Below are 18,171 nucleotides of genomic sequence, written 5' to 3'. Positions count from 1 at the left end.
TTCGTGCCCCTCCTGCTGATGGATGAGACCGTTGCCAGCCCCATCCGCTGCACACTGAAGTCTCCCGCCGGGCGGACGCGATCACGAGCCTCATGGCTGTCGTCCCGCATCCGCTCGCGCAACGAACAGACCGCCCGACTGCGGCACGATGGCGGACAGGTCGCGCACGGTGACCGCCTTCGGAGTGTCGTCCTTGTGCTCGTCGGACTGCACGGGAGGGACCGTCGCCTTGCTCAATGGCTGCCTGGTGAAAAGCGGAGCACGGGTCCAGGAGAGCGGATCGGCCGACGCAATCATGACCGCGCCAGGGGTCTCGCTACCGCCGATGATCGGCGCGAGGGCGGCGACATAAGCGCGGGTTTCCGGTGGAAGTGGGTGACCCTTCAGCGCCTCCTCGTAGCGCCCGGGACCGGCGTTGTACGCCGCTATCCACTCCGGCGATCCATAGCGATCGAACAGTTCGCGGATATAGGCCGCGCCCGCCACGATGTTGTCGTGCGGGTCGTAAGGATCGTCACCCAGACGGTAGCGCACGCGCAGCTCGGCCCAGGTCTCCGGCATGATCTGCATCAGCCCGATCGCCCCCTTCGGCGAGGTGGCACGTGGATCACCGTCGCTTTCGGCGCGCATCACCGCGCGGATCCAGGTGGCGGGAAGCTCGAAGCGCTGTGCCGCCTCGGCGATGTGATCGCCATAGGGATCGCGCGATGACGGTTGGACGACAGGCAGAGCCTGCGCCAGCGCAATCACAGGAATCGTACTGCCGGACAGCAAGCCTGCGAGCAGGATGATCACCAATCGCGCGGGCGCACTCTCTCCACTGCGACACCAGCCTGCCAGCGTGCTCGCTGCGGTCAAGGGTCCACGCACTGCGCCGATCTTCGATCGCCCTTGACCTCCGCTGCGCGCGCCGGCCGACCGGTCGTCGAGCGGGGCGAAGGGATGAGACGGCTTTTTCGCAAACAAAGGGATGACCGATCGTAAGGAGATCGCGCTCGCGCGCAGGCTGACGGATCGCATGATGTCATTCCCGCTCACCGCGCTTGGGCGCGCGGTTCCAATGCAGCGACCAGGACGCGCCACTATCGTCGTTCCGAAATAGGTTGGCGCGGATCGGCTGCGGCAAGCCGGGATCATCGATGACAAGCGCGATGTAATCCCCCGCCCGTTCGCCGGTACGCTTCCAGCCCGCCCCGATCTCCGGTCCTTCCTCGTTGCCGTGGTGGATGCGGTAGTCCGGCGCGTTCTCAGCATCGGACGGCTCCGCCGGAACGATGGTGATCTCGCGGAAGAGCGTGAAGGTATGGACGCGCCCGACGAAGCCGGTGGTCTCGCGCGTGAACTCGCCAATCTGCGGCATTAGAATCTCCGTGAGCTGCGGTGGAATGAACGGTGGTGCGGTATTCACCGCGTCAGAGCGCGCCAGACGAAGTGGCCATCGCCCTCCTCATCGGTGTAGATCGGCGTCGCCGTGCCGATGACGGCATGTGCCGGGATCAGGCCGAAGTAGCGACCGTCCAGACTGTCGGGAACGTCCGGGTTCATCAGGAAGAGATCGCCTTGCGCGATGTTCCGGCAGCCCTGCCAGACCGGCAGATCGCGGCCCGTGCGGTCGCGATCGAGCGCGTCACCGAGCGGCACATGATCGACCGTGATGGTGCGCCCGGTGCGACAGACTTCGTGTCCCGGCAGGGCCATGACGCGCTTCAACAGCAGCACGCCGCGGCCGATGTAGCCGCGCTCCACCATGAAGTCGGCGAGCGGCTTGTCGGGCAGGAGCGCGACGAGATTGCCCACCTCCAGCTCCGGCGTCGGGGAGAGAGAATAAAGGCCGATCGGAACACTCGCGGATGCGTTCCAGACGAGGCGCAGTGGCGTGGGAATGAACGATGCGATGGCAACGCCCATCACGGAGAAATACGTCACCATGACGTAGCCGAACCGGGTCATGGTCCGGCCCTCCGGCGCAGCAGGAACGCCTGGTGATGATTGACGGTGTAGGCGCGCGGCTCGTGTCCGACGGTCAATCGGTTGTGGACGTGCCGCCAGTGATCGGGCGACGCCTCGGTCGGATCAACGCCGATCGCCTCTATGGCATCGATGTGCTGAAGGACGCGCTCGACCTTGGGCCAGCCTTCGATTCTGAGCAGGATCTCGCCGCCGGGACGCACGAAAGGCAGCGTCTGGCAGGGTTCGCCCAGCGCCACCGCGCGCACGATGTCGATCCGCGACGTGATCGTGCCGAAGTCGTTCGACGCCCACCGCACGAAGGCGAAGACGCTGCCGGGTCGGTAGAAGAAAACACGACGACTGCGGTCGAGCACCTGTTCGCGCACCTTGTCGCCGAACCTGATCCAGTTCTCGAGCCGCTTCTCGATGTGCGTCAGTTCGACTTGCGTGAAAGCGTCGGCGGACTGGGTGCGCGGTGCGACACCGCCATGGGAATGGGAAGCGGTGGCGCCGGTCATGGGCGATCTCCATCGTTGGTCGGCGGGAATTCGCGCGCGAGCAGATCGCGCAGCATGTCGGCCACGGTGATGCCGCGCTGAAAGGCGACGATCTTGATGCGGCCACGCAAGGCCGGCGTGATGTCGATGGTCAGCCGCGCAGTGAAGCGCGCCGCCTCGTCGGTAGGCGGCGCGTCGGCCGCCTTGATCCAGCTTTCCGGGTCGGCGGGCCGGGCCGCAAAGCGGCGACGGATCGGGTGCGCGCTCATGGCAGTACCCTTCCCGTGATCAGCCGTCCGATCTCGGCAGCGAGTGCCACGATCTCGCGCGCGGCCGGACTGTCGGGATCGATTTCGGAGGCGAGCCGGCCGGACTGTGCGGCATCGGCGAAGACGACGCGCTGACCGATGGTGGTTGCCAGCACTGGCGGGTCATGATCGGCGAGCGTCTCAGCGGTCTCGCGGGCGATGATGGTGCGCGCGCCGCAGCGGTTGAGCACGAAGCGCGCCGCCAAGGCAGGTCGGTAGATGCGCGCTTCGGCGAGAAGCGCCAGCATCTCGGCCGAGGCCCAGCCGTCGAACGGCGATGGCTGCACCGGGATCAACACCAGGTCGGTGGCCAGCAAAGCCGAGCGCATCAGCCCGGCGATACGTGGCGGTCCGTCAATGACGATGTGATCGGCATCGCGCGCCAGCTCGGGCGCTTCCCGGTGCAAGGTATCGCGCGCCAGGCCGACGACGCCGAACAGCCGGACGCCGTTCTCACGCGCACGCTGTTGCGACCAGTCCAACGCCGAACCCTGCGGGTCCGCATCGATCAGGGTCACGCGCTTGCCTCTCCCGGCCCATTCGCCGGCGAGATGCAACGCCAGCGTCGTCTTGCCGACGCCGCCTTTCTGGTTGAGGAGCGCGACGATCATGGCCCCCGCCTTCCGGCGGCACCGGCACCACCACCGCGTTTCCCGCGCGCCAACAAAGAAGAGTTAGATTCTCTGTTAGACTCTAGGTTAGCGGTCGAATTTCGTGTTTCGGACCAGAGCGATAACTGCGATCCGTGCGCCCGATCTGCCGACAGGCCTGCGCCTGATGTGCCGATACCGTTTGCGCTTGATCTGCCGATGCCGTTCACAGGCTCATCCACAGGCACTGTGAATTGTTGGACGGGCCGTATGCGGAGCAGTTCTCGCCGCCCCTCACGTTCGATCGACAGGCGATATCCGGGCAAGGGCTGACGGAGAGCGGTCCGGCGCAGATCGAGCGCGAAATCGGAGATGCGCGCGAGGCTGCCGGATTTGGCGTGGAGATGGCCGATCTCGAACAGCCAGCCGTGTCGCTGATGGCCGGCGTGTTTGCGCGCGACGCGATAGAGCCAGCGCTCGATGCCGCCGGTCAGCCGGAAATAGTCCGGGTCGATGGTCAGCACCAACGAGCGGTCGACGACGCCGTTGTAGAACCACTCGGGTAAGACGAACTCCATGCCCTCGACGCGGCCCTCGCGCGTCGTCATCTCCTCCCATTCATTGATCCAGGAGAATTGTCGACGGCGCCATTGCGCGCCGTTGCGGATCGTTGTGGCGATGACGGTCGATTGCAGCCGTGCCAGCGAGGCCTTCAGGAGAAGATACTGATGGTTTCCGGTCGAACGGCCGACACCCCGTAGGAGTTGATAGGGCGTGAAACGAAAGAAGCGCGACGTGCGCAGGCCGTGGTTCTCGGCCGAGACGATCTGTGAGGCGGCCCAGATCAGCACATCGGCATCCCAGATCGTCGCCATGCCGTGCTCGGGCATTCCCAGCACCTGCACCTCGACATCGGCAGCCTTGTAAAGGATCGGCTTGATGCGCGGCGTCTTTGACAACGAGAAGAACGGCCGTTCCATGAGATCGCGCTGATCGCGCGGGCTCGCATCGCCGGTGGCGACCACGAAGGGATCGAGCCGCTGACGCTCGCTCCGGTGCTTACCGTCTTGTCGAGAAGCACCGCTCATTCAGCGCGCTCCCGCTCGGCGGGCGTCAGAGGTCGTGCCGGAAAGACCCGGCCGGCATTCTGATCCGTGGTGGACTTGCGTGCGCCGATGGCCGTCCAGGCCTGCAGGTCTTCGAGCGCATAGATGACGCGACCGCCGATTTTGCGATAGGTCGGGCCAGTGCCGTAGGTGCGGTGCTTCTCCAGCGTCCTGAGCGAGATGCCGAGGAAACGCGCCGCGTCGGGAGTGCGCAGGAAACGCGGCGGCAACCCCGTCTTCGGGTCGAGCATGATCAGGCCTCCGGGTCGGTTCGGATGGCTGCCGGTGACGGCAGCGGGTCATGGCGAACCGTGGCGGAGGAACGGCGACTTGCAGCGTGCCGGAATCAGGGGGTGGCGATTTCGGCACCCGCGGAGACGCGAATGGCGATGATCGCGTGGCAACGTTCAGCGGGACCGCAGACGCGTGGGATAATGCAGCAGTTCACGGTATCCACCGCGCCTGTAGTGGTTGCCATCGGCAACCAGACGGCGCGCCTGGTTCTTGCGGGGATCGCTTTCCCAATCGGTCTTGTTGCCGCGAAAGCCAAGCAGGGTTTCTGCGAGCTTGCGATAGCTGGCACCATCGGTGCGACCGTCGAGGGCGCGCAGGATCAGGATGTGCCGGTCTCGGGTTTGCGCGGGTAGCGCGTGATGGCGCTCGCCGATCGCTCGCCCTGTCAGCGTTCGCCAGAAGCGCAACACCGCTTCGGCGCGATGCTCCAGCAAGGCGTCGAGCGGCAGGAGGACGACATAGGCCGTCTTGGCACCGGGCGGCGGATTGGTGAGCCAGAACTGGTGCTCCGCCCCCACCGGCCGCCAGAGACCGTGCCACGTCCCATCCTCCGCCACGCGAGCATCGAGACCCGACAACGTCGGCAGGCCGATCGTCATGGCGGGATCGTCCACGCTCCTAGGAATAGGTTGAAGCTCAAAGGCGTCAGGCTGCAGCGACGGCACCCAGAACAGCGCGGCCCGGTCGGCGGAGAGAGTCGGGTCTGTCGGGAAATCGCAACCCCCAGCGTTCCGAGAACGCCGTCTGCTCATCGCTGTCGAGGCGTGGCAATCGCCTCACACGATGAAAGTCGCGGCGATAATCCTCATCGCGACGAAGATACTCCCAGGCAAAGCCGGCGGCAGAAATGCTCTTGGCATGTGCATAAGCGGCCGGCGAGCGCCAATCTGTACTCGGCATGGCGTCACCTCTCGTCCAGCATTTACTCGTTGCCGGAAGGGGGAAGTGTTCGCGATGCACCGCCTCAGGCTGAAGTCGTTGTTGTCCGATATGTTGATCGCGTTAGGCGATCATTATTTGAAGATAATTCGGATCAGTTTTGAGGTTCCTTCGCGAGCCGGGCCATGCCCGGCGAGCTGCGTATTTCCTACTCAGTGGAAACCCGCTGATCCGCAAAGATGGATCGGCGCGAAATCTGATCCACGCTTCTGCGGAAAGCCGGGAAGCCGGGTTTCCGACTCCACGGCTTTGCTGGTGTCAGACACCCTTCAGCCATTGCATTCCCTCGGCCAACGTCCACAGAACGCGGTTCAACCCGACGTTCTGGTCGATGCCGTTGATCGGTCGTGTCCGGCTGCGGCGGATGCGTCCATCCGCAGTCTGCCGTCGCCCGTCCAGCCCGCCCCGGATGAGGTTTTCCTGAATGACGTTGAAGGTCTGCCACAGGTTTTGTCCGGCGTCCTCGCGGCGGCGCGGGACGATGATCTGATCCGGGCGAACCGGGCTTTCCTCCTCGCCATAACGCGCAACGAGGCTCGCCTCGGCCAGCACCTGCTGCTCATCCCGCGAGAGCCGGATGTCCTTCATCGTCTCGGCGGACTCGATGAGGCGTGGGAAATCTTCCGCCACCGTATAGACGCCTTCGATAATCCGGTCCTGAATGCCGCCCTTATGGGGGACGCGGACTTCCTCGAACCGCTCTCCAGCAATCATGCTGTTGGTGCAGACGAACCGCAGCACGCCGGCGAACATCTGATAGGCGCTGGTCCCGTCGTGGCTGTTGACGATGATGACTTCCGCCGCTTCGGGCTTGCCGATCCCGTCATCCCGGCGCAGGCGCAGCATGTGCTTGGCGTGGCCATGACGAGTACCGTCACGGGGAACCGACTGCAGCGCGAAGAACGGGAACCAGCCCTCCCGGCGCAGTCCTTCCACGATCTCGATGGTAGGGACGTAAACGTAACGCTCCGACCGGCTGTCATGCGCTTCGCGGGCGAACACTGAGGGGACGTGACGAAAAAGAGCTTCGTTGTCGAGGGCTTCGCGTCCGCTGATCTGGTGAGAGTTGCGGCCGAACCGGGTGGCGAGATGATGATACATGGTCTGTCTCCCTTGGGGCTGGGTTGGAGCGCAGCGCTGCGCTGCAACCCTGGCCGTCGCCGAGACCGGGGTAGCAAGGTGCAAGGGCGGCGGGGCCGGAGGGGGATCACCCGGTCTGCACGGAACGAAGTGAAGGAAGGCCGGGGACACCGGCCCAGACGAGCGCCAGCGATCCCTTGCAGCGCGCGGGGGCGGAGCCCCAAGCACTTCCACGTTAGCGATCGAAGCCGAATGGCGGAAACGCGTAAGGCGTGGTTCCGGCGCAGCCAAGAGCGCGGCCCAAAGGGAAACGCAAATATTCCCGAGCTTCGCGACTATTGGCAAAACGCCTGAGCGCTCCCCATATTCCCATGTCGTAAATGGGGGGTATTTTCGTGACCGACTATCTCGTTACTTATGACTTAAAGGAAGGCGCTTCCAATCAATGGGCAGAGTTCGTCAAACAGGCCGAGCTGGTCGGATTGGTGTATGTATTTCAGGGGACATCAAAGCTCTTTCGGCTGGCTAATACAACGTTGTGGGGTGTCTTTGCCGACACCGATGCCGTCACGGCTGCCTTCGACAAGGCCCTGACCGCAACTGAAAAGGTGATCGGTCGCAAGATCACGTTGGAAAAACGGTTCATCACGGCGATTTCTGACTGGTCAATCAGGTCGGACGAGAACAAGGCCCCGGACAGCCGTTGGACGAAGACGACGAAGTTCGAGACATGCCGGGCGCATCAGAAGAATGATCCGTTCTTTGCTTATTGACGTGGAATGGCGGTGAGCTGGAGGAGGAAAAGCGGTGAAGGTGACGACGACGACCGCCTACGTCGATCTCGACGGCGACTATGGCACCGTCGAGGGTGTGGAAGTGACTTGCGACAGGTGCGGCCATTCCGAAGAAAGTTTCGGCACTGGCGAAAGCTCCCTCAAGCGATGCGCCTATCTGTTGCGCGAAAACTGTCCGCGCGGTGAGGCCAACTATTACCAGGTGGACGCCTAAGCGCTATGACTAGGGCACCCACCGTCTTCCACCTGCCTCGGGCTTCGCAGGTCGTGACGAAGCCCCGCACGCGGCGGGGCTTCGGACGGTGACTGGTCTCAGTCGCCGTTGCGGCGGGACCAGATGAGGTTGTGAGCCTCGCCGCCCTCGTCATCAACCAGGCTGGCGTAGATCGGGGCCGGGAAGCTCGGATCGTCCAGCTTGACCGAGAGATAGTCGCGGCCGGTCTCTCGGGCGGTTTTCTTCCACGCCGCGCCGAACTCGGTGGTGCCAGCGAAGATCCGATAGTCCGGGCCGCGCCCGCTATCGCCCTCGGTGGGGACGAACTTAGCCTTGACGTTGAGGGTCAGGGTCTTGACCGTGCCGGTGATGTCGCCGTTCGCGGTCTTGGTGAAGGTGCCGATGGTCGCCATTGTCGTGTCTCCGTTGCTCGGGCCGCGCCTATCGCGACCTCGATGGCGGTCGTGCGACCGGGGACGATCAGCCCGCACCTGAAAGGCTGGAACGAAGTGGAAGGCGCCCGACGACGGCATTTTTGCCTCGCGATGCAAAGCGCGCTCGCGCGCGGCGGAAAAAAGCTGGTGACGGACGTTGCGGGAGGATGATCGAGGCAGAGCCGGTCTTCGGTCAGACCCATTCCATTCGAGGGCGCCGTGGGCGCGGCTCGACGAAACGATGGAGATACGATGATGCGAGCCGGCTGCCCGTCACCGGGTGAGACCAACCGACGGGATCACTGGCATCGTTGGCCCTGTCCCCGAGACGGCTGGCTGTCCCGACCAAGATGGTGAAAGTTGCGGCCACGGCTTGTGGATCGTCGGCATTCCAGACTGAACGGCTGTACGTACCGCTCCCTTCGGGCTTCGTTGTCGAACGACGAAGCCGGATGAACCGCTCCGGCACAATCCGCTGTTCCGGGCGGTGGCCAAGCTGCGAGAGTGCCACAACCCGGTCCTACCGTCATGTCGACTGAGGTGAACGCCACCACCAATCGGTCGAATGCAGCCCTCGTGCGCCACGCCGCAACTCAGCGTTAGCGATCGAAGCCAAATGGCAGAAACACGCCTCAAACGTGGCTCCGGCGCAATCCAGATTGGAGCCCGTGAAGAGACCCATCACCACTCGCCCTGCTTGCAAAGCATCCTCCGCAGCCCCAAATTATCACAAATAGGGGGAGGCGCTGGACGATGCCAACTTACAATTTAATCATAACCGACGTGACCAGGTACGGTAACCTATTTTGCGTTGCGGGATGGGACATGAACAGCGGCCGAATGATCCGCCCTGAACCGCCAACCGCTAACTCGGCTGCGGAGGCATCGCGCTTCTGGACAGATCAGAACGCAGGCCCAGGCACTTTTTTTGCGGTAGGCAACGTCGTGCGATTCGATGCAGCAATAGCACCGGCAGACTTCGCATTCCCACATGCGACAGAGGATCGTATCTTCATTGCTGGAAACAACAGCGCGATCCTTGGTCAGTTGACCGCTGCGCAAATCGCTCAGACTGTTGCGGCGGGTGTATCCGCATCGATCGACGAAGCCTTTGGCGGCCAGCTACATAGAGCCCATTCTGGCAAAGCCCATGTCGTCGCCGGCACGCAGACATCCTCGTTGGATGCCATTGAAATCCAACCAGACTCCATTTCCTTTTACGAGGACAATCCTTCACCCGGGAAACGGCGGCTGCGAGCGCTGATCGACGAGAATGGCGTCGAGTATGATTTTTCCGTGCCCGCGGATGCAGCGAGAAGCCGCTTCCTCACTGATGGAATCGTAGCGCTAGAAGCTGATGTGGCAGCAAGTCAAAGAATTCACGTTCGCCTCGGTCTCTGTCGCCCGTTCGCAGAGATGCCAAATTCTTGTTATGCACAAGTAAATGGGCTCTATTTTCTATGATGACGTCACTTTTCAGTAAATCCCATTACCCTCCAAGAAGCATATGTCCTCAAGCGGGAGTGCTGGCCTAGAGCCCCCGTCGCTGGTAATATCAATAGGCATTGCGATGGAGATCGTATCGGACGAGCGGTCGTAGCATGGAGGAGGCCAAGTTTGGCGGATACGGCTGTAGAGATTCTGACGATTGGGCATTCGACGCTTCCCTACGAGCGCTTTTTGGCGCTTCTCCAGCGGGCGTCGGTGACGGCGGTTGCCGATGTCAGGACCGCTCCATTTTCTAGGCACTTCCCGCACTTTAATCGAGAGACGCTGCGGGATGAACTGCGCCAGGACAATGTAGCCTATGTATTTCTCGGCGAAGAGCTGGGAGGTCGGCCCAAGGCCCAACGTTTCTTCTGCAACGGCGTTGCAGACTATGAAAAAATGGCGAGGACGAAGGATTTTGAGCGAGGGTTGGAGCGCGTTATTGAAGGTGCGAAAAAATACCGAATCGCAATGATGTGCTCAGAACATGATCCGCTAGATTGCCACCGTTGTCTTCTGGTTGGGCGGGCGCTGCATGAACGTGGAATAGTCGTCCGCCATATTTTGAGTAGCGGAGAGATTATCGACCACCGGCAGATTGAAGAAAAACTGATGGAAATGTCGGGCAAAAGCGACGTTGATCTTTTCGAGCCACCAGCAAGGAGGCTCGCTGCCGCCTATCGCGACAGGGCTTTGAAGGTTGCGTTTTCGGAAAAGCCCGATAACGCCCGAAAATCGGCGACCGCGGAGTAAGCGCCTTGAACATTGTTGACTTGGCGACGATCGGCTTCACTAAAACGACAGCGGCCGCATTTTTCGATCGGTTGAAGAATGCGGGCGTCAAAAAGGTGATCGACGTCCGACTACACAATACTTCGCAGCTTGCCGGCTTCGCCAAGGCAGACGATCTGGCATACTTTCTGAAGGAGATTTGCGGTGCGCAATATGTGCATCAACCTCTTCTCGCGCCGACAGACGACATTCTGAAGGCTTTCAAACGCGACCGGGGCGATTGGACGATCTATGAAAACTCTTTCATGCGACTGATGGAACAGCGCAAGATCGAAGATCGATTTAAGCCCGAGATGTTTCAAGGCGGGTGCTTACTATGCTCTGAGGACAAACCGCATCATTGTCATCGCCGGCTAGTCTGTGAGTATCTGAACAGCAAGTGGGATGGTTCGCTTAAAGTTAGGCATCTTTGAACCTCGTCTAGGTAGTCGCTTTCGGATTCGTCGTCCAGCGCGACCTGATATGGAGATCGCGCAGAGAAACTGGTAATGCCGCTAGCAAAATAGCAAAAGAATACGTGCTAGCATCCGGAAGCTACGGCTCCGCGCGTGATACCTCGGGCAAGAGTACGGTCATCGCAACAATCTCCTGAGCTCAATGCCGCGTTCATCGCTGTCGGTAGCGCGGCGCTGACTCGCGTGCGATGGCATTTTTCAAGTCACAGCGAGAAAGGCCGGAACCGCTCGCGCAATCCCGGCCACTCCTCACTCAGCAGCTTGGGCAAGGGCCTCCGCGTCCGATCCGGCAACTCGCGACGCAGGCCTTGCAGTGCGCAGTACGGGCGGCAGCCAGCCGGTTCCGGCGAGAAGCTGTTCGGCAGCCTGCGCCATCTCTGCCTTTTTCAAACCCGCGATCCGCTCGGCGGCCTCATCACCGACACCTTCCCGCACGGCGTTAAGAATGTGCGCCTTGGTCACGCGGCCGAGGTAGCTCTGCACGGTCGGGGTTCAGTGTGCCGTCATGTCGAGCGTGACCGCGCTCGCCAGCTTTTCCGCTGTCGCGCGGGCATTAGGCTTCTGCTCCCACGGGACCCGAACGGCATTGACGGTCAGCGCGGCGCAATGGGCAAGCAAGGCCATGACGCTCGCATGGTCCAGCCCGGCGACGAAGCCCCACAGGTCCGCCACGTCGCGCGGCATGTCCGACGCCCATTCAGCATGACGATCCGCCAGCGCCTTGGCGGCGGGTGAGTCCTCGATGCCGTCCGCGTGGGAGGCGAGAAAGGCGCTGGTCAAACGGATTTCGAGGCACGACGCTTCCCCGCCGCGATAGAAGATCTGCGCTGCCAGCGCATGGACCACGGCGACAAGCGCCATGTCCGGCTGCTCGCCAAGGGCGAGACGCAGACCAAGGGTACGATGGGCGGTCAGGTCGCGGATGAGAAGGTCCGACAGCGGCTTACCCGCATCCCCGGCGTCCTCGTCGTCCGGCTGGAGTTCGGCGTCCTCGCCGTCTCCCTCGCCGACGATTTCGCCATCCTCCGTGATAGTAGTCCCCTCCACGTCCTCCGGTCTCGGGGCCTCGTCTTCGGCACGGATGAAGCCGCGTTCGATGCGGGCCGCGCCGTCGTGGTTCAGGATGACGAACACGCCACCGCGCGCGATCTCGTCGACGTCGTAGGCGTGACGCTTGGCGTCGATCCGTTCGATCTCCGCTTCAAGCTGCCCCAACCGCCGGTCCGCGTCATCCGGCAGTTCTTCGTAACCCTCGTATTCCGATGACAGGCGGTCGTAGTCCTCCTGCGCCGCGCCATAGGCCGCAGCGTTTTCCTCCGACAGGTCCACCGGATGCGGATAGGTCCGGCGCATCCCATGCGCATGGGGGAAGTCGATGTGAACGGAAGCCCACTTCCATCCCTCGACTGCCTGCACCTCGGCCGCGATGCCTTCCAGCTTGTCGATGACCAACCTGTCCAGCAGCGTGGCGTCCTCGAAATAACCGCCACGATCCTCAGTGAAGAGGTCGCGGATGATGGTGCCGCCCGCCTCGGCATAGGCACCCGAGCCGACGAAGATTGCGCGCCGGTCGGTCGCCGCGACATTCATTCTGGTCAGGTCGCGCCGAATGATCGAAGGCTCGCGGTTCCAAGACAGGCTCTCGTAGACCTGCACCTGCCGGTCATGGTCTTCGGTGATGGCGAAGGCCATCAACTGGTCCAGCGACAAGCCGCCGTCCCGATAGACCTGCATCAGCTTCGGGCTGACGGCACCAAGGCGAAGCCGCTGTCTGACGACATGAGCGGTCACGCCGAACCGGGCGGCGATTTCCTCCGCGCCCCATCCGCGATTATCTGCCAGTTCGCGGAAGCGCTCGAACTGGTCGGCGGGGTGCATCGCCTCGCGGGTGACGTTCTCGTCGAGGCTGATCTCTGTCGCATCGTTCTCGGTATCCATAACGCAGCGGATCGGCTCGGACTTCTTGATCTGCTTGCGCTTCACGCGCAGCATCTGCGCCAGCCTGCGGCCTTCGCCGATGGTGACGAAATAGAAGCCGGTCGGCTCGCCGTCCGCGTTCGTTTCCGGCTCTACCACCAGGTTTTGCAGCATCCCCTTGGCGGCGATGCTGGCCGCCAGCGCCTCGATATGGGCGTCACTGTGCGGGGTCTTGCGGGCGTTGCGGGGCGACTTCTTCAGCTTGTTCAACGGCACGAACAGCACCGCGCCGTTCTCGACGGAGGAGGCTTCGGAAATCGTGGCGGTCGTTTCGATGGTGTCGGTCACGGTCTTGATCCTTTGGCTTGGGTTGGAGCGCAGCGCTGCGCTGCAACCCTGGCCGTCGCCGAGACCGGGGGGGTGCAAGGTGCAAGGGCGGCCGGGACGGAGGGGGATCGCCCGGCCTGCACAAGCGGATCGAACCTATGGGCGAGTCTGAAACAGGCACCCGCGCGGAAGGCCGGGGAAACCGTCCCGGCCGAGCGTCAGCGGTCCCTTGCACCGCGCCAGGGGGCCGCGCCCCCAAGCAACCCGCCCGGACGAGCGAAGGCGAGCGCCGGGAAGATGACTGGATCAGGATGTGCAAAGCCGTAGAACCTGAAAGCCGAGCATCCTGATCGCCGTCTTTCCTCATGAGCACGACGAAGCGCCCCGCCCGAAGGCGGGGCGCGGTTGCGATCGTCAGTCGGTGACGATCCTGCCGGATTGGCGGGCGCGCTGAGTGTACCAGCTCAAGGGATGCTCAGCCCTGAAGTGGAGGTCACGCTCAACCGGAAGCCGGAGCCGTCCGCGCACCGTGCGGATTTCGGCAAGGCTGACATAGCCGAGTTCGGGTTCGCCAAGACCGAGATCACAGAGGCCGAACAGACGGTCGGGGTCTTCGGGATCGGCCTCGGTGAGAAGCCAGGTGGCGCCGGCGTCCGGTGTGAAGAGCTTGACGACGGGACGCGGATCGATGTCCTCGCCAGAGGCGCTGCGAGCACCATTGGCGAGAAGCCGAGAAAGGAGTTCGTTGGTAATGAGCGCTGCGGCCATGTCGGCCTCCATTCGATGTCACCCTCCGATCGAGGGCGAGGAGGCGTTCGGCCGGCGCAATCGAGCGACGCGGTCAGGCCCTACTCGGTCTGGTGCGGGCCGGGCTTGACCGCGCCGCGGCGGCGGCCAGCGTTACCGGAACTCGTCGAGAGGGAAATATCGAAGGCCACAGGCAGCGCACACTCGAAGAAACGACAAACCCGGACCTCCGGTAGCAAGGGTCGTGGAGTCGCCCGCGCTCACCTTCCGTTTCTTTCGCGATGGCCGCCGATTTCCGCACGCCCATCTCTGGGGTCTTTAATACGCTGACAGTGCGCGTCACCTTGGTCGCAGTCATTCCACTGCGATCGAGGGCGATCGACATGAAACGCGAACACATGATTTCTCAAGAAGATCGGACCTTGGCCTCCGACACCGTGCAGCCACCCGCCAACGAGCCTGCCGAGAACGGCGCCAAGCGGTTTCAACCGCCCGCCGATCTGCTCAAGCGCGTGATCCGTCGCCCGGAGCTTCGCAAAATCGTGCCGCTCGCCGACACGACGATCTACGAGATGGAGCAGCGCGGCGAGTTTCCCAAGCGCTTCTTCCTGACGCCCCGCTGCGTGGTGTGGGATTTGGCCGAGGTCGAAGCCTGGCTCGACGAAAGACGACGCGCATCGGATGCAGATATCGTGCGCAGGGCACCGGCACCGGATGTTCGCCGACGGCGGGCACGACCGATCCGGCCTCCAACTCAGCATCAGTGAACGGAGCTACATTTTCCTGCCGGTCACTCAGCGAAAATTGGCCAGCCAGATCTACGTCTGGCAGGCACCAGGATGGGACTTGGTCGGCGCTTCAACAGCGGACGTTCGACTTCGCGTGCCATTTCGGCCGTGGCCGGCGTCTTGTGCACGTCCCGAAAGCGGACATCCCGGCATCGCGGCGGGGTGGCAAATCGGCGCCAACGGGAGATCCCACTTACCCGACAATCTGCTCCACGAAGTCTGCGAACGCCCGCGCCTTGGCGCTTGCGAGGCGGCCTGTCGGGAAGATCGCCCAGAGGTCGATGTTCGGAAGCTCCCAGTCCTCAAGCACTCGTGTGACCTCACCGCTCCGCAGTTCCGGCGAGAACATCCAGTCCGAGGAGACGGCCAGCCCCATGTCTGCCTTGACTGCCGCGCGAATGCCCTCGGCTGCGCTGAACTGAACCCGCCCGGAGACCGCGACAGACGCTTCGGTTCCATCCCTGCGGAAGGTCCAGCTCCTGCTGAGCTGGGTATAGACCACCGCCTGATGCGCGGCGATATCTGCAGGCACCTGCGGCACGCCGTGTTTTTCAAGATAGGCAGGTGTCGCGACCACCGACCGCTGACCGGTTGCAAGACGTCGCGCGACGGCAGAAGAGTCGGCGAGTTCGCCCATGCGCAGCGCGATGTCGATGCCCTCGGACACGAGATCGATCACCCGGTCGTCGAGTACCACGTCCACTTCCAGTTCCGGGTGCTCCTCCAGAAATTCCGGCAGGCGCGGAATGATCATCAGCCTCGCGAAAGTCGTCGCCGCGCACACGCGAAGGCGCCCCGACAGCCCGGCGCCAGCGCCCTTCGCCTCCAGCTCGGCCTCATCCGCTTCGTGGATTGCTGCCTTGGCACGTTCGTAAAAACGAATACCGGCGTCGGTCGGCGACAGGCCGTGGGTCGACCGGATGAGCAGACGGACCTGAAGGCGGTCCTCCAACTGCGCGATCGTCTTCGAGATCGCCGGCTGACCGACGCCGATCTGCCGAGCAGCCTGCGAGAACGATCCGGTTTCCACCACCCGCACGAATGCGGTCATCGCCTGTAATCGATCCATTGCCCATTCCCTTCGGGAATAAGCAATATAGCTTCAGGCTGCCTGCCGCAAGCATCTCGGAATGGTCATAACTGTCTCCAACGAACACGATCCGATGGAGACGAACGATGATCGAAGTCCATGCCTTTGCCACCCCCAACAGCGTCAAGGTGCCGATCGCGCTGGAGGAACTCGGCCTTCCCTACGAACTGAAGGCAGTGAACGTCCGCAAGGGCGAACAGAAGGAAGAGGCGTTTGTCACGCTCAATTCAAATGGCAAGGTGCCTGTCGTGGTGGATGATGGCTTCGTCCTGACGGAAAGTGCCGCGATCCTTGTTTACCTTGCGGAAAAGACTGGGAAGCTCCTGCCCACCGAAGGCGCGGCGCGCGCCCGCGTCTTCGAACAGCTCTTCTTCCACGCCTCCGCCCTGAGCCCCGCCTTCGGCAATGCTGGCTTTTTCAAACGTTCCTCGCCGGAGCCGCAGCCGATCGCCGAAGCGCGCTTCACGACCGAGGCTGAACGCATTCTCGGCCTCCTAGATACGAAGCTTGCCGATCAGGCCTTCATGGCCGGTGAGGCCTTCACCATCGCCGACATCGCCCATTTCGGCTGGCTGTGGCGTCGGCAATTCCCGGGCCTGACGCTCGACGGGCGCTCCAACATTTCCCGCTGGTACGAGACCGTGGCTGCACGCCCCGCCGTCCAGCGCGCAATCACCCGCGTCGAGGCGCTGGTCGAGCCCCCCGCTTCGGCGGCCTGACCCATGCGCTTCCTGTCCCGCTTCCTCTTCAACCCCGACCACAAAACCCGGACACACAGGAGTATCCCTATGTCCCGCTTCGATACCTACAAGAACAACTTCCCGAATGCCCGCCTGACCCGCTCTGCGAGCGGCGTCCTCGAAATCGCCTTCCACACCGATGGCGGCAAGCTCGTCTTCAACGGCCACACCCATGAGCAGTTCGTCGAGCTCTTCCATCAGGTCGGCTCCGACACCGATAATCGCGTCGTCATCCTGACCGGCTCGGGCGACGCCTTCATGGATGCGATCAGCCCCGAAGGCTTCGATTTCTTCTCGCCCATCGGCTACGACAAGATCCTGCGCGAGGGCAAAAAGGTCCTCATGAACATCCTCGACATCGAAGTGCCGATGATCACCGCTCTGAACGGGCCTGTCCTGCTGCATTCCGAATATGCGCTGCTGACGGACATCATCCTCGCCACGCCGGAAACGGTCTTCCAGGACAAGCCGCATTTCGACTTCGGCATCGTACCCGGCGACGGCGTCAACCTGCTGTGGCCGGAAGTCATCGGCAGTGTCCGCGGTCGTTACTTCATCCTGACCCGTCAGGTGCTGGATGCCAAGACCGCCCAGGATTGGGGCGTCGTCAACGAGATCGTGCCGGCCGACAAGCTGCTCTCCCGTGCCCGTGAGATCGCCGAAGGACTCGCAGCGCTTCCGCCGCTCACCAGCCGCTACACCCGCATTGCACTGACGCAGAAGCTGCGCCGGATCATCGATGAAGGTGTCGGCTATGGCCTGGCGCTGGAAGGCATCAGCGCCGCCGAAGTGGCCCGCTCGATGGCTGCAAACGCCTGATCACTCCCATCCATCGCCGGGCCTCCAGCGTGAGGCCTGAGGCCCGGCACGTCCCCCGTTCAGAATAGAGGAGCAAATCCATGGCACTCCAATCCAAGCTCGATGCCTTCAAGGCCGATTTCGAAGCCGGTAAGCCGCCTTACAACGTACCCTATTCGGTCATCGAAACCATGCACCGCGCCACCGCCGAGCTGATTGCTTCGGGTGCAGCTCAAAAAGCCTTGAAGGCGGGCGACATGCTACCGGCCTTCAGCCTCGCTGATCCCGACGGCAACACAGTTTCCTCGACCGATCTCCTCGCCCGGGGACCGCTGGTCATCAGCTTCTACCGCGGTGTCTGGTGTCCCTATTGCAATATGGAGCTCCAGGCCCTCGAGGAGGCGCTGCCGAAATTCCGGGAGTCGGGTGCAAGTCTGGTAGCGATCTCGCCGCAGAACCCGGTCAACAGCCGCAAGTCGGTCCGGCAGAACAACCTGACCTTCCCGATCCTGTCGGACCCGCACAACGACGTGGCTGCTGCCTTCGGCCTGCGCTTTGAAATGCAGGATTACCTGGTCGAGCTCTACAAGTCGCTGAAGAACGACCTTCCGGCCTTCAACGGCGATCCGAGCTGGACGCTTCCGATGCCAGCCCGCTACGTCGTCGGTCAGGACGGCACAATCCTCTACGCCGAGGTCAACCCCGACTACACCCGCCGTCCCGAACCCGAAGACATGCTCCCGGCCCTCCGCCTCGCGGCAAGCCGCGCCTCCTAATCCAATTAGCCCATGACGGCCCTGCTTCCTCGGAGGCGGTGCCAGAG

Annotated in this window: 25 protein-coding genes; 9 read left to right on the top strand and 16 right to left on the bottom strand. The window is 62.8% G+C overall.

All coding sequences use genetic code 11. The annotated features are described in order from the left end of the window. Positions 1 to 90: 90 nt before the first annotated feature. The 11 genes from BW995_RS17770 to BW995_RS17720 all read right to left on the bottom strand — a co-directional run bounded on the left by BW995_RS17770 (position 91) and on the right by BW995_RS17720 (position 6,785). Positions 91 to 1,020 (bottom strand): lytic transglycosylase domain-containing protein, encoded by a 930-nt coding sequence (locus BW995_RS17770; RefSeq protein ID WP_084194958.1) that lies wholly within the window; start codon positions 1,018 to 1,020, stop codon positions 91 to 93. 4 nt (positions 1,021 to 1,024) lie between these two features. After that, positions 1,025 to 1,360 (bottom strand): DUF736 domain-containing protein, encoded by a 336-nt coding sequence (locus BW995_RS17765; RefSeq protein ID WP_076401773.1) that lies wholly within the window; start codon positions 1,358 to 1,360, stop codon positions 1,025 to 1,027. 44 nt (positions 1,361 to 1,404) lie between these two features. Beyond that, entirely contained in the window at positions 1,405 to 1,950 is a 546-nt protein-coding gene (locus BW995_RS17760) for a S26 family signal peptidase (RefSeq protein WP_076401772.1), read from the bottom strand. After that, complete coding sequence (locus BW995_RS17755) at positions 1,947 to 2,468, bottom strand: DUF2840 domain-containing protein (protein WP_076401771.1); 522 nt, start codon at positions 2,466 to 2,468, stop codon at positions 1,947 to 1,949. The genes BW995_RS17760 and BW995_RS17755 overlap by 4 nt, the downstream gene beginning before the upstream one ends. Next, on the bottom strand, positions 2,465 to 2,716 hold the full coding sequence (locus BW995_RS17750) for a hypothetical protein (RefSeq protein WP_076401770.1): 252 nt from the start codon (positions 2,714 to 2,716) through the stop codon (positions 2,465 to 2,467). The genes BW995_RS17755 and BW995_RS17750 overlap by 4 nt, the downstream gene beginning before the upstream one ends. Next, entirely contained in the window at positions 2,713 to 3,366 is a 654-nt protein-coding gene (gene parA / locus BW995_RS17745; RefSeq protein WP_076401769.1) for a ParA family partition ATPase, read from the bottom strand. The genes BW995_RS17750 and parA overlap by 4 nt, the downstream gene beginning before the upstream one ends. After that, entirely contained in the window at positions 3,363 to 4,433 is a 1,071-nt protein-coding gene (locus BW995_RS17740) for a replication initiator protein A (RefSeq protein WP_076401768.1), read from the bottom strand. Before BW995_RS17740 ends, parA begins: the two co-directional genes overlap by 4 nt. After that, on the bottom strand, positions 4,430 to 4,702 hold the full coding sequence (locus tag BW995_RS17735) for a helix-turn-helix transcriptional regulator (protein WP_076401767.1): 273 nt from the start codon (positions 4,700 to 4,702) through the stop codon (positions 4,430 to 4,432). The genes BW995_RS17740 and BW995_RS17735 overlap by 4 nt, the downstream gene beginning before the upstream one ends. A 156-nt stretch (positions 4,703 to 4,858) precedes the next feature. Next, positions 4,859 to 5,359, bottom strand: a complete 501-nt coding sequence (locus BW995_RS17730) for a DUF2285 domain-containing protein (protein ID WP_245821525.1) — start codon at positions 5,357 to 5,359, stop codon at positions 4,859 to 4,861. Between the two features lie 31 nt (positions 5,360 to 5,390). Then, positions 5,391 to 5,645: a transcriptional regulator domain-containing protein gene (locus BW995_RS21155; protein WP_076401765.1), complete on the bottom strand. Its 255-nt coding sequence runs from the start codon at positions 5,643 to 5,645 to the stop codon at positions 5,391 to 5,393. Positions 5,646 to 5,942: 297 nt separating this feature from the next. Continuing rightward, a complete protein-coding gene (locus tag BW995_RS17720; protein ID WP_076401764.1) occupies positions 5,943 to 6,785 on the bottom strand; it encodes a DUF932 domain-containing protein in 843 nt (280 codons plus the stop codon). Between the two features lie 374 nt (positions 6,786 to 7,159). On the opposite strand from BW995_RS17720, the gene BW995_RS17715 reads away from it, so the two are divergent. After that, positions 7,160 to 7,537 (top strand): hypothetical protein, encoded by a 378-nt coding sequence (locus BW995_RS17715; RefSeq protein WP_139332997.1) that lies wholly within the window; start codon positions 7,160 to 7,162, stop codon positions 7,535 to 7,537. Between the two features lie 34 nt (positions 7,538 to 7,571). Further along, entirely contained in the window at positions 7,572 to 7,772 is a 201-nt protein-coding gene (locus tag BW995_RS17710; RefSeq protein WP_076401762.1) for a hypothetical protein, read from the top strand. Between the two features lie 98 nt (positions 7,773 to 7,870). On the opposite strand, the gene BW995_RS17705 is transcribed toward BW995_RS17710, so the two are convergent. Further along, positions 7,871 to 8,185, bottom strand: coding sequence for a DUF736 domain-containing protein (locus BW995_RS17705; protein ID WP_076401761.1), 315 nt, complete (start codon positions 8,183 to 8,185; stop codon positions 7,871 to 7,873). Positions 8,186 to 8,959: 774 nt separating this feature from the next. Here BW995_RS17705 and BW995_RS17700 point away from each other — a divergent pair. From BW995_RS17700 to BW995_RS17690, 3 genes are all read left to right on the top strand, one after another. Further along, positions 8,960 to 9,670: a dual OB domain-containing protein gene (locus BW995_RS17700; protein WP_407656332.1), complete on the top strand. Its 711-nt coding sequence runs from the start codon at positions 8,960 to 8,962 to the stop codon at positions 9,668 to 9,670. Between the two features lie 153 nt (positions 9,671 to 9,823). Next, a complete protein-coding gene (locus BW995_RS17695) occupies positions 9,824 to 10,447 on the top strand; it encodes a DUF488 domain-containing protein (protein WP_076401759.1) in 624 nt (207 codons plus the stop codon). Between the two features lie 5 nt (positions 10,448 to 10,452). Further along, positions 10,453 to 10,899, top strand: coding sequence for a DUF488 domain-containing protein (locus BW995_RS17690; RefSeq protein ID WP_217696132.1), 447 nt, complete (start codon positions 10,453 to 10,455; stop codon positions 10,897 to 10,899). 291 nt (positions 10,900 to 11,190) lie between these two features. Here BW995_RS17690 and BW995_RS21000 read toward each other — a convergent pair whose 3' ends face one another. The 3 genes from BW995_RS21000 to BW995_RS17680 form a co-directional block, all read right to left on the bottom strand. After that, positions 11,191 to 11,424 carry a hypothetical protein gene (locus tag BW995_RS21000; RefSeq protein ID WP_217696131.1) on the bottom strand — a complete coding sequence of 78 codons (234 nt, stop codon included), beginning with the start codon at positions 11,422 to 11,424 and terminating at the stop codon, positions 11,191 to 11,193. Between the two features lie 9 nt (positions 11,425 to 11,433). Beyond that, positions 11,434 to 13,206, bottom strand: coding sequence for a ParB/RepB/Spo0J family partition protein (locus BW995_RS17685; RefSeq protein ID WP_217696130.1), 1,773 nt, complete (start codon positions 13,204 to 13,206; stop codon positions 11,434 to 11,436). A 393-nt stretch (positions 13,207 to 13,599) separates the two neighbouring features. After that, a complete protein-coding gene (locus tag BW995_RS17680; protein WP_076401867.1) occupies positions 13,600 to 13,953 on the bottom strand; it encodes a DUF2958 domain-containing protein in 354 nt (117 codons plus the stop codon). A 362-nt stretch (positions 13,954 to 14,315) separates the two neighbouring features. On the opposite strand from BW995_RS17680, the gene BW995_RS17675 reads away from it, so the two are divergent. Continuing rightward, positions 14,316 to 14,699 (top strand): helix-turn-helix transcriptional regulator, encoded by a 384-nt coding sequence (locus BW995_RS17675; protein WP_245821524.1) that lies wholly within the window; start codon positions 14,316 to 14,318, stop codon positions 14,697 to 14,699. Between the two features lie 214 nt (positions 14,700 to 14,913). On the opposite strand, the gene BW995_RS17670 is transcribed toward BW995_RS17675, so the two are convergent. Then, entirely contained in the window at positions 14,914 to 15,771 is an 858-nt protein-coding gene (locus BW995_RS17670) for a LysR substrate-binding domain-containing protein (RefSeq protein ID WP_456152106.1), read from the bottom strand. A 125-nt stretch (positions 15,772 to 15,896) separates the two neighbouring features. Between BW995_RS17670 and BW995_RS17665 the strand changes: the two genes are divergently transcribed. The 3 genes from BW995_RS17665 to BW995_RS17655 all read left to right on the top strand — a co-directional run bounded on the left by BW995_RS17665 (position 15,897) and on the right by BW995_RS17655 (position 18,124). Next, entirely contained in the window at positions 15,897 to 16,529 is a 633-nt protein-coding gene (locus BW995_RS17665) for a glutathione S-transferase family protein (protein WP_076401757.1), read from the top strand. A gap of 69 nt (positions 16,530 to 16,598) precedes the next feature. Then, positions 16,599 to 17,369: an enoyl-CoA hydratase/isomerase family protein gene (locus BW995_RS17660; protein WP_076401756.1), complete on the top strand. Its 771-nt coding sequence runs from the start codon at positions 16,599 to 16,601 to the stop codon at positions 17,367 to 17,369. A gap of 80 nt (positions 17,370 to 17,449) precedes the next feature. Further along, positions 17,450 to 18,124, top strand: a complete 675-nt coding sequence (locus BW995_RS17655) for a peroxiredoxin-like family protein (RefSeq protein WP_076401755.1) — start codon at positions 17,450 to 17,452, stop codon at positions 18,122 to 18,124. The last annotated feature ends 47 nt before the right edge of the window (positions 18,125 to 18,171 follow it).

It is taken from the genome of Insolitispirillum peregrinum (assembly GCF_900156605.1).
Classification (GTDB): Bacteria; Pseudomonadota; Alphaproteobacteria; order Rhodospirillales; family Rhodospirillaceae; genus Insolitispirillum; species Insolitispirillum peregrinum.
Note: the sequence above shows the minus strand (reverse complement) of the source record. Positions and strands in the feature narration are given on the sequence as shown.

What these genes read in the sequence shown, in the direction of transcription:
- BW995_RS17770 (WP_084194958.1), bottom strand. Translation starts at nt 1,020, where the DNA reads ATGCGATCCGTCAGCCTGCGCGCGAGCGCGATCTCCTTACGATCGGTC.
- BW995_RS17765 (WP_076401773.1), bottom strand. Translation starts at nt 1,360, where the DNA reads ATGCCGCAGATTGGCGAGTTCACGCGCGAGACCACCGGCTTCGTCGGG.
- BW995_RS17760 (WP_076401772.1), bottom strand. Translation starts at nt 1,950, where the DNA reads ATGACCCGGTTCGGCTACGTCATGGTGACGTATTTCTCCGTGATGGGC.
- BW995_RS17755 (WP_076401771.1), bottom strand. Translation starts at nt 2,468, where the DNA reads ATGACCGGCGCCACCGCTTCCCATTCCCATGGCGGTGTCGCACCGCGC.
- BW995_RS17750 (WP_076401770.1), bottom strand. Translation starts at nt 2,716, where the DNA reads ATGAGCGCGCACCCGATCCGTCGCCGCTTTGCGGCCCGGCCCGCCGAC.
- parA (WP_076401769.1), bottom strand. Translation starts at nt 3,366, where the DNA reads ATGATCGTCGCGCTCCTCAACCAGAAAGGCGGCGTCGGCAAGACGACG.
- BW995_RS17740 (WP_076401768.1), bottom strand. Translation starts at nt 4,433, where the DNA reads ATGAGCGGTGCTTCTCGACAAGACGGTAAGCACCGGAGCGAGCGTCAG.
- BW995_RS17735 (WP_076401767.1), bottom strand. Translation starts at nt 4,702, where the DNA reads ATGCTCGACCCGAAGACGGGGTTGCCGCCGCGTTTCCTGCGCACTCCC.
- BW995_RS21155 (WP_076401765.1), bottom strand. Translation starts at nt 5,645, where the DNA reads ATGCCGAGTACAGATTGGCGCTCGCCGGCCGCTTATGCACATGCCAAG.
- BW995_RS17720 (WP_076401764.1), bottom strand. Translation starts at nt 6,785, where the DNA reads ATGTATCATCATCTCGCCACCCGGTTCGGCCGCAACTCTCACCAGATC.
- BW995_RS17705 (WP_076401761.1), bottom strand. Translation starts at nt 8,185, where the DNA reads ATGGCGACCATCGGCACCTTCACCAAGACCGCGAACGGCGACATCACC.
- BW995_RS17700 (WP_407656332.1), top strand. Translation starts at nt 8,960, where the DNA reads ATGCCAACTTACAATTTAATCATAACCGACGTGACCAGGTACGGTAAC.
- BW995_RS17680 (WP_076401867.1), bottom strand. Translation starts at nt 13,953, where the DNA reads ATGGCCGCAGCGCTCATTACCAACGAACTCCTTTCTCGGCTTCTCGCC.
- BW995_RS17675 (WP_245821524.1), top strand. Translation starts at nt 14,316, where the DNA reads ATGAAACGCGAACACATGATTTCTCAAGAAGATCGGACCTTGGCCTCC.
- BW995_RS17670 (WP_456152106.1), bottom strand. Translation starts at nt 15,771, where the DNA reads ATGACCGCATTCGTGCGGGTGGTGGAAACCGGATCGTTCTCGCAGGCT.
- BW995_RS17665 (WP_076401757.1), top strand. Translation starts at nt 15,897, where the DNA reads ATGATCGAAGTCCATGCCTTTGCCACCCCCAACAGCGTCAAGGTGCCG.
- BW995_RS17660 (WP_076401756.1), top strand. Translation starts at nt 16,599, where the DNA reads ATGTCCCGCTTCGATACCTACAAGAACAACTTCCCGAATGCCCGCCTG.
- BW995_RS17655 (WP_076401755.1), top strand. Translation starts at nt 17,450, where the DNA reads ATGGCACTCCAATCCAAGCTCGATGCCTTCAAGGCCGATTTCGAAGCC.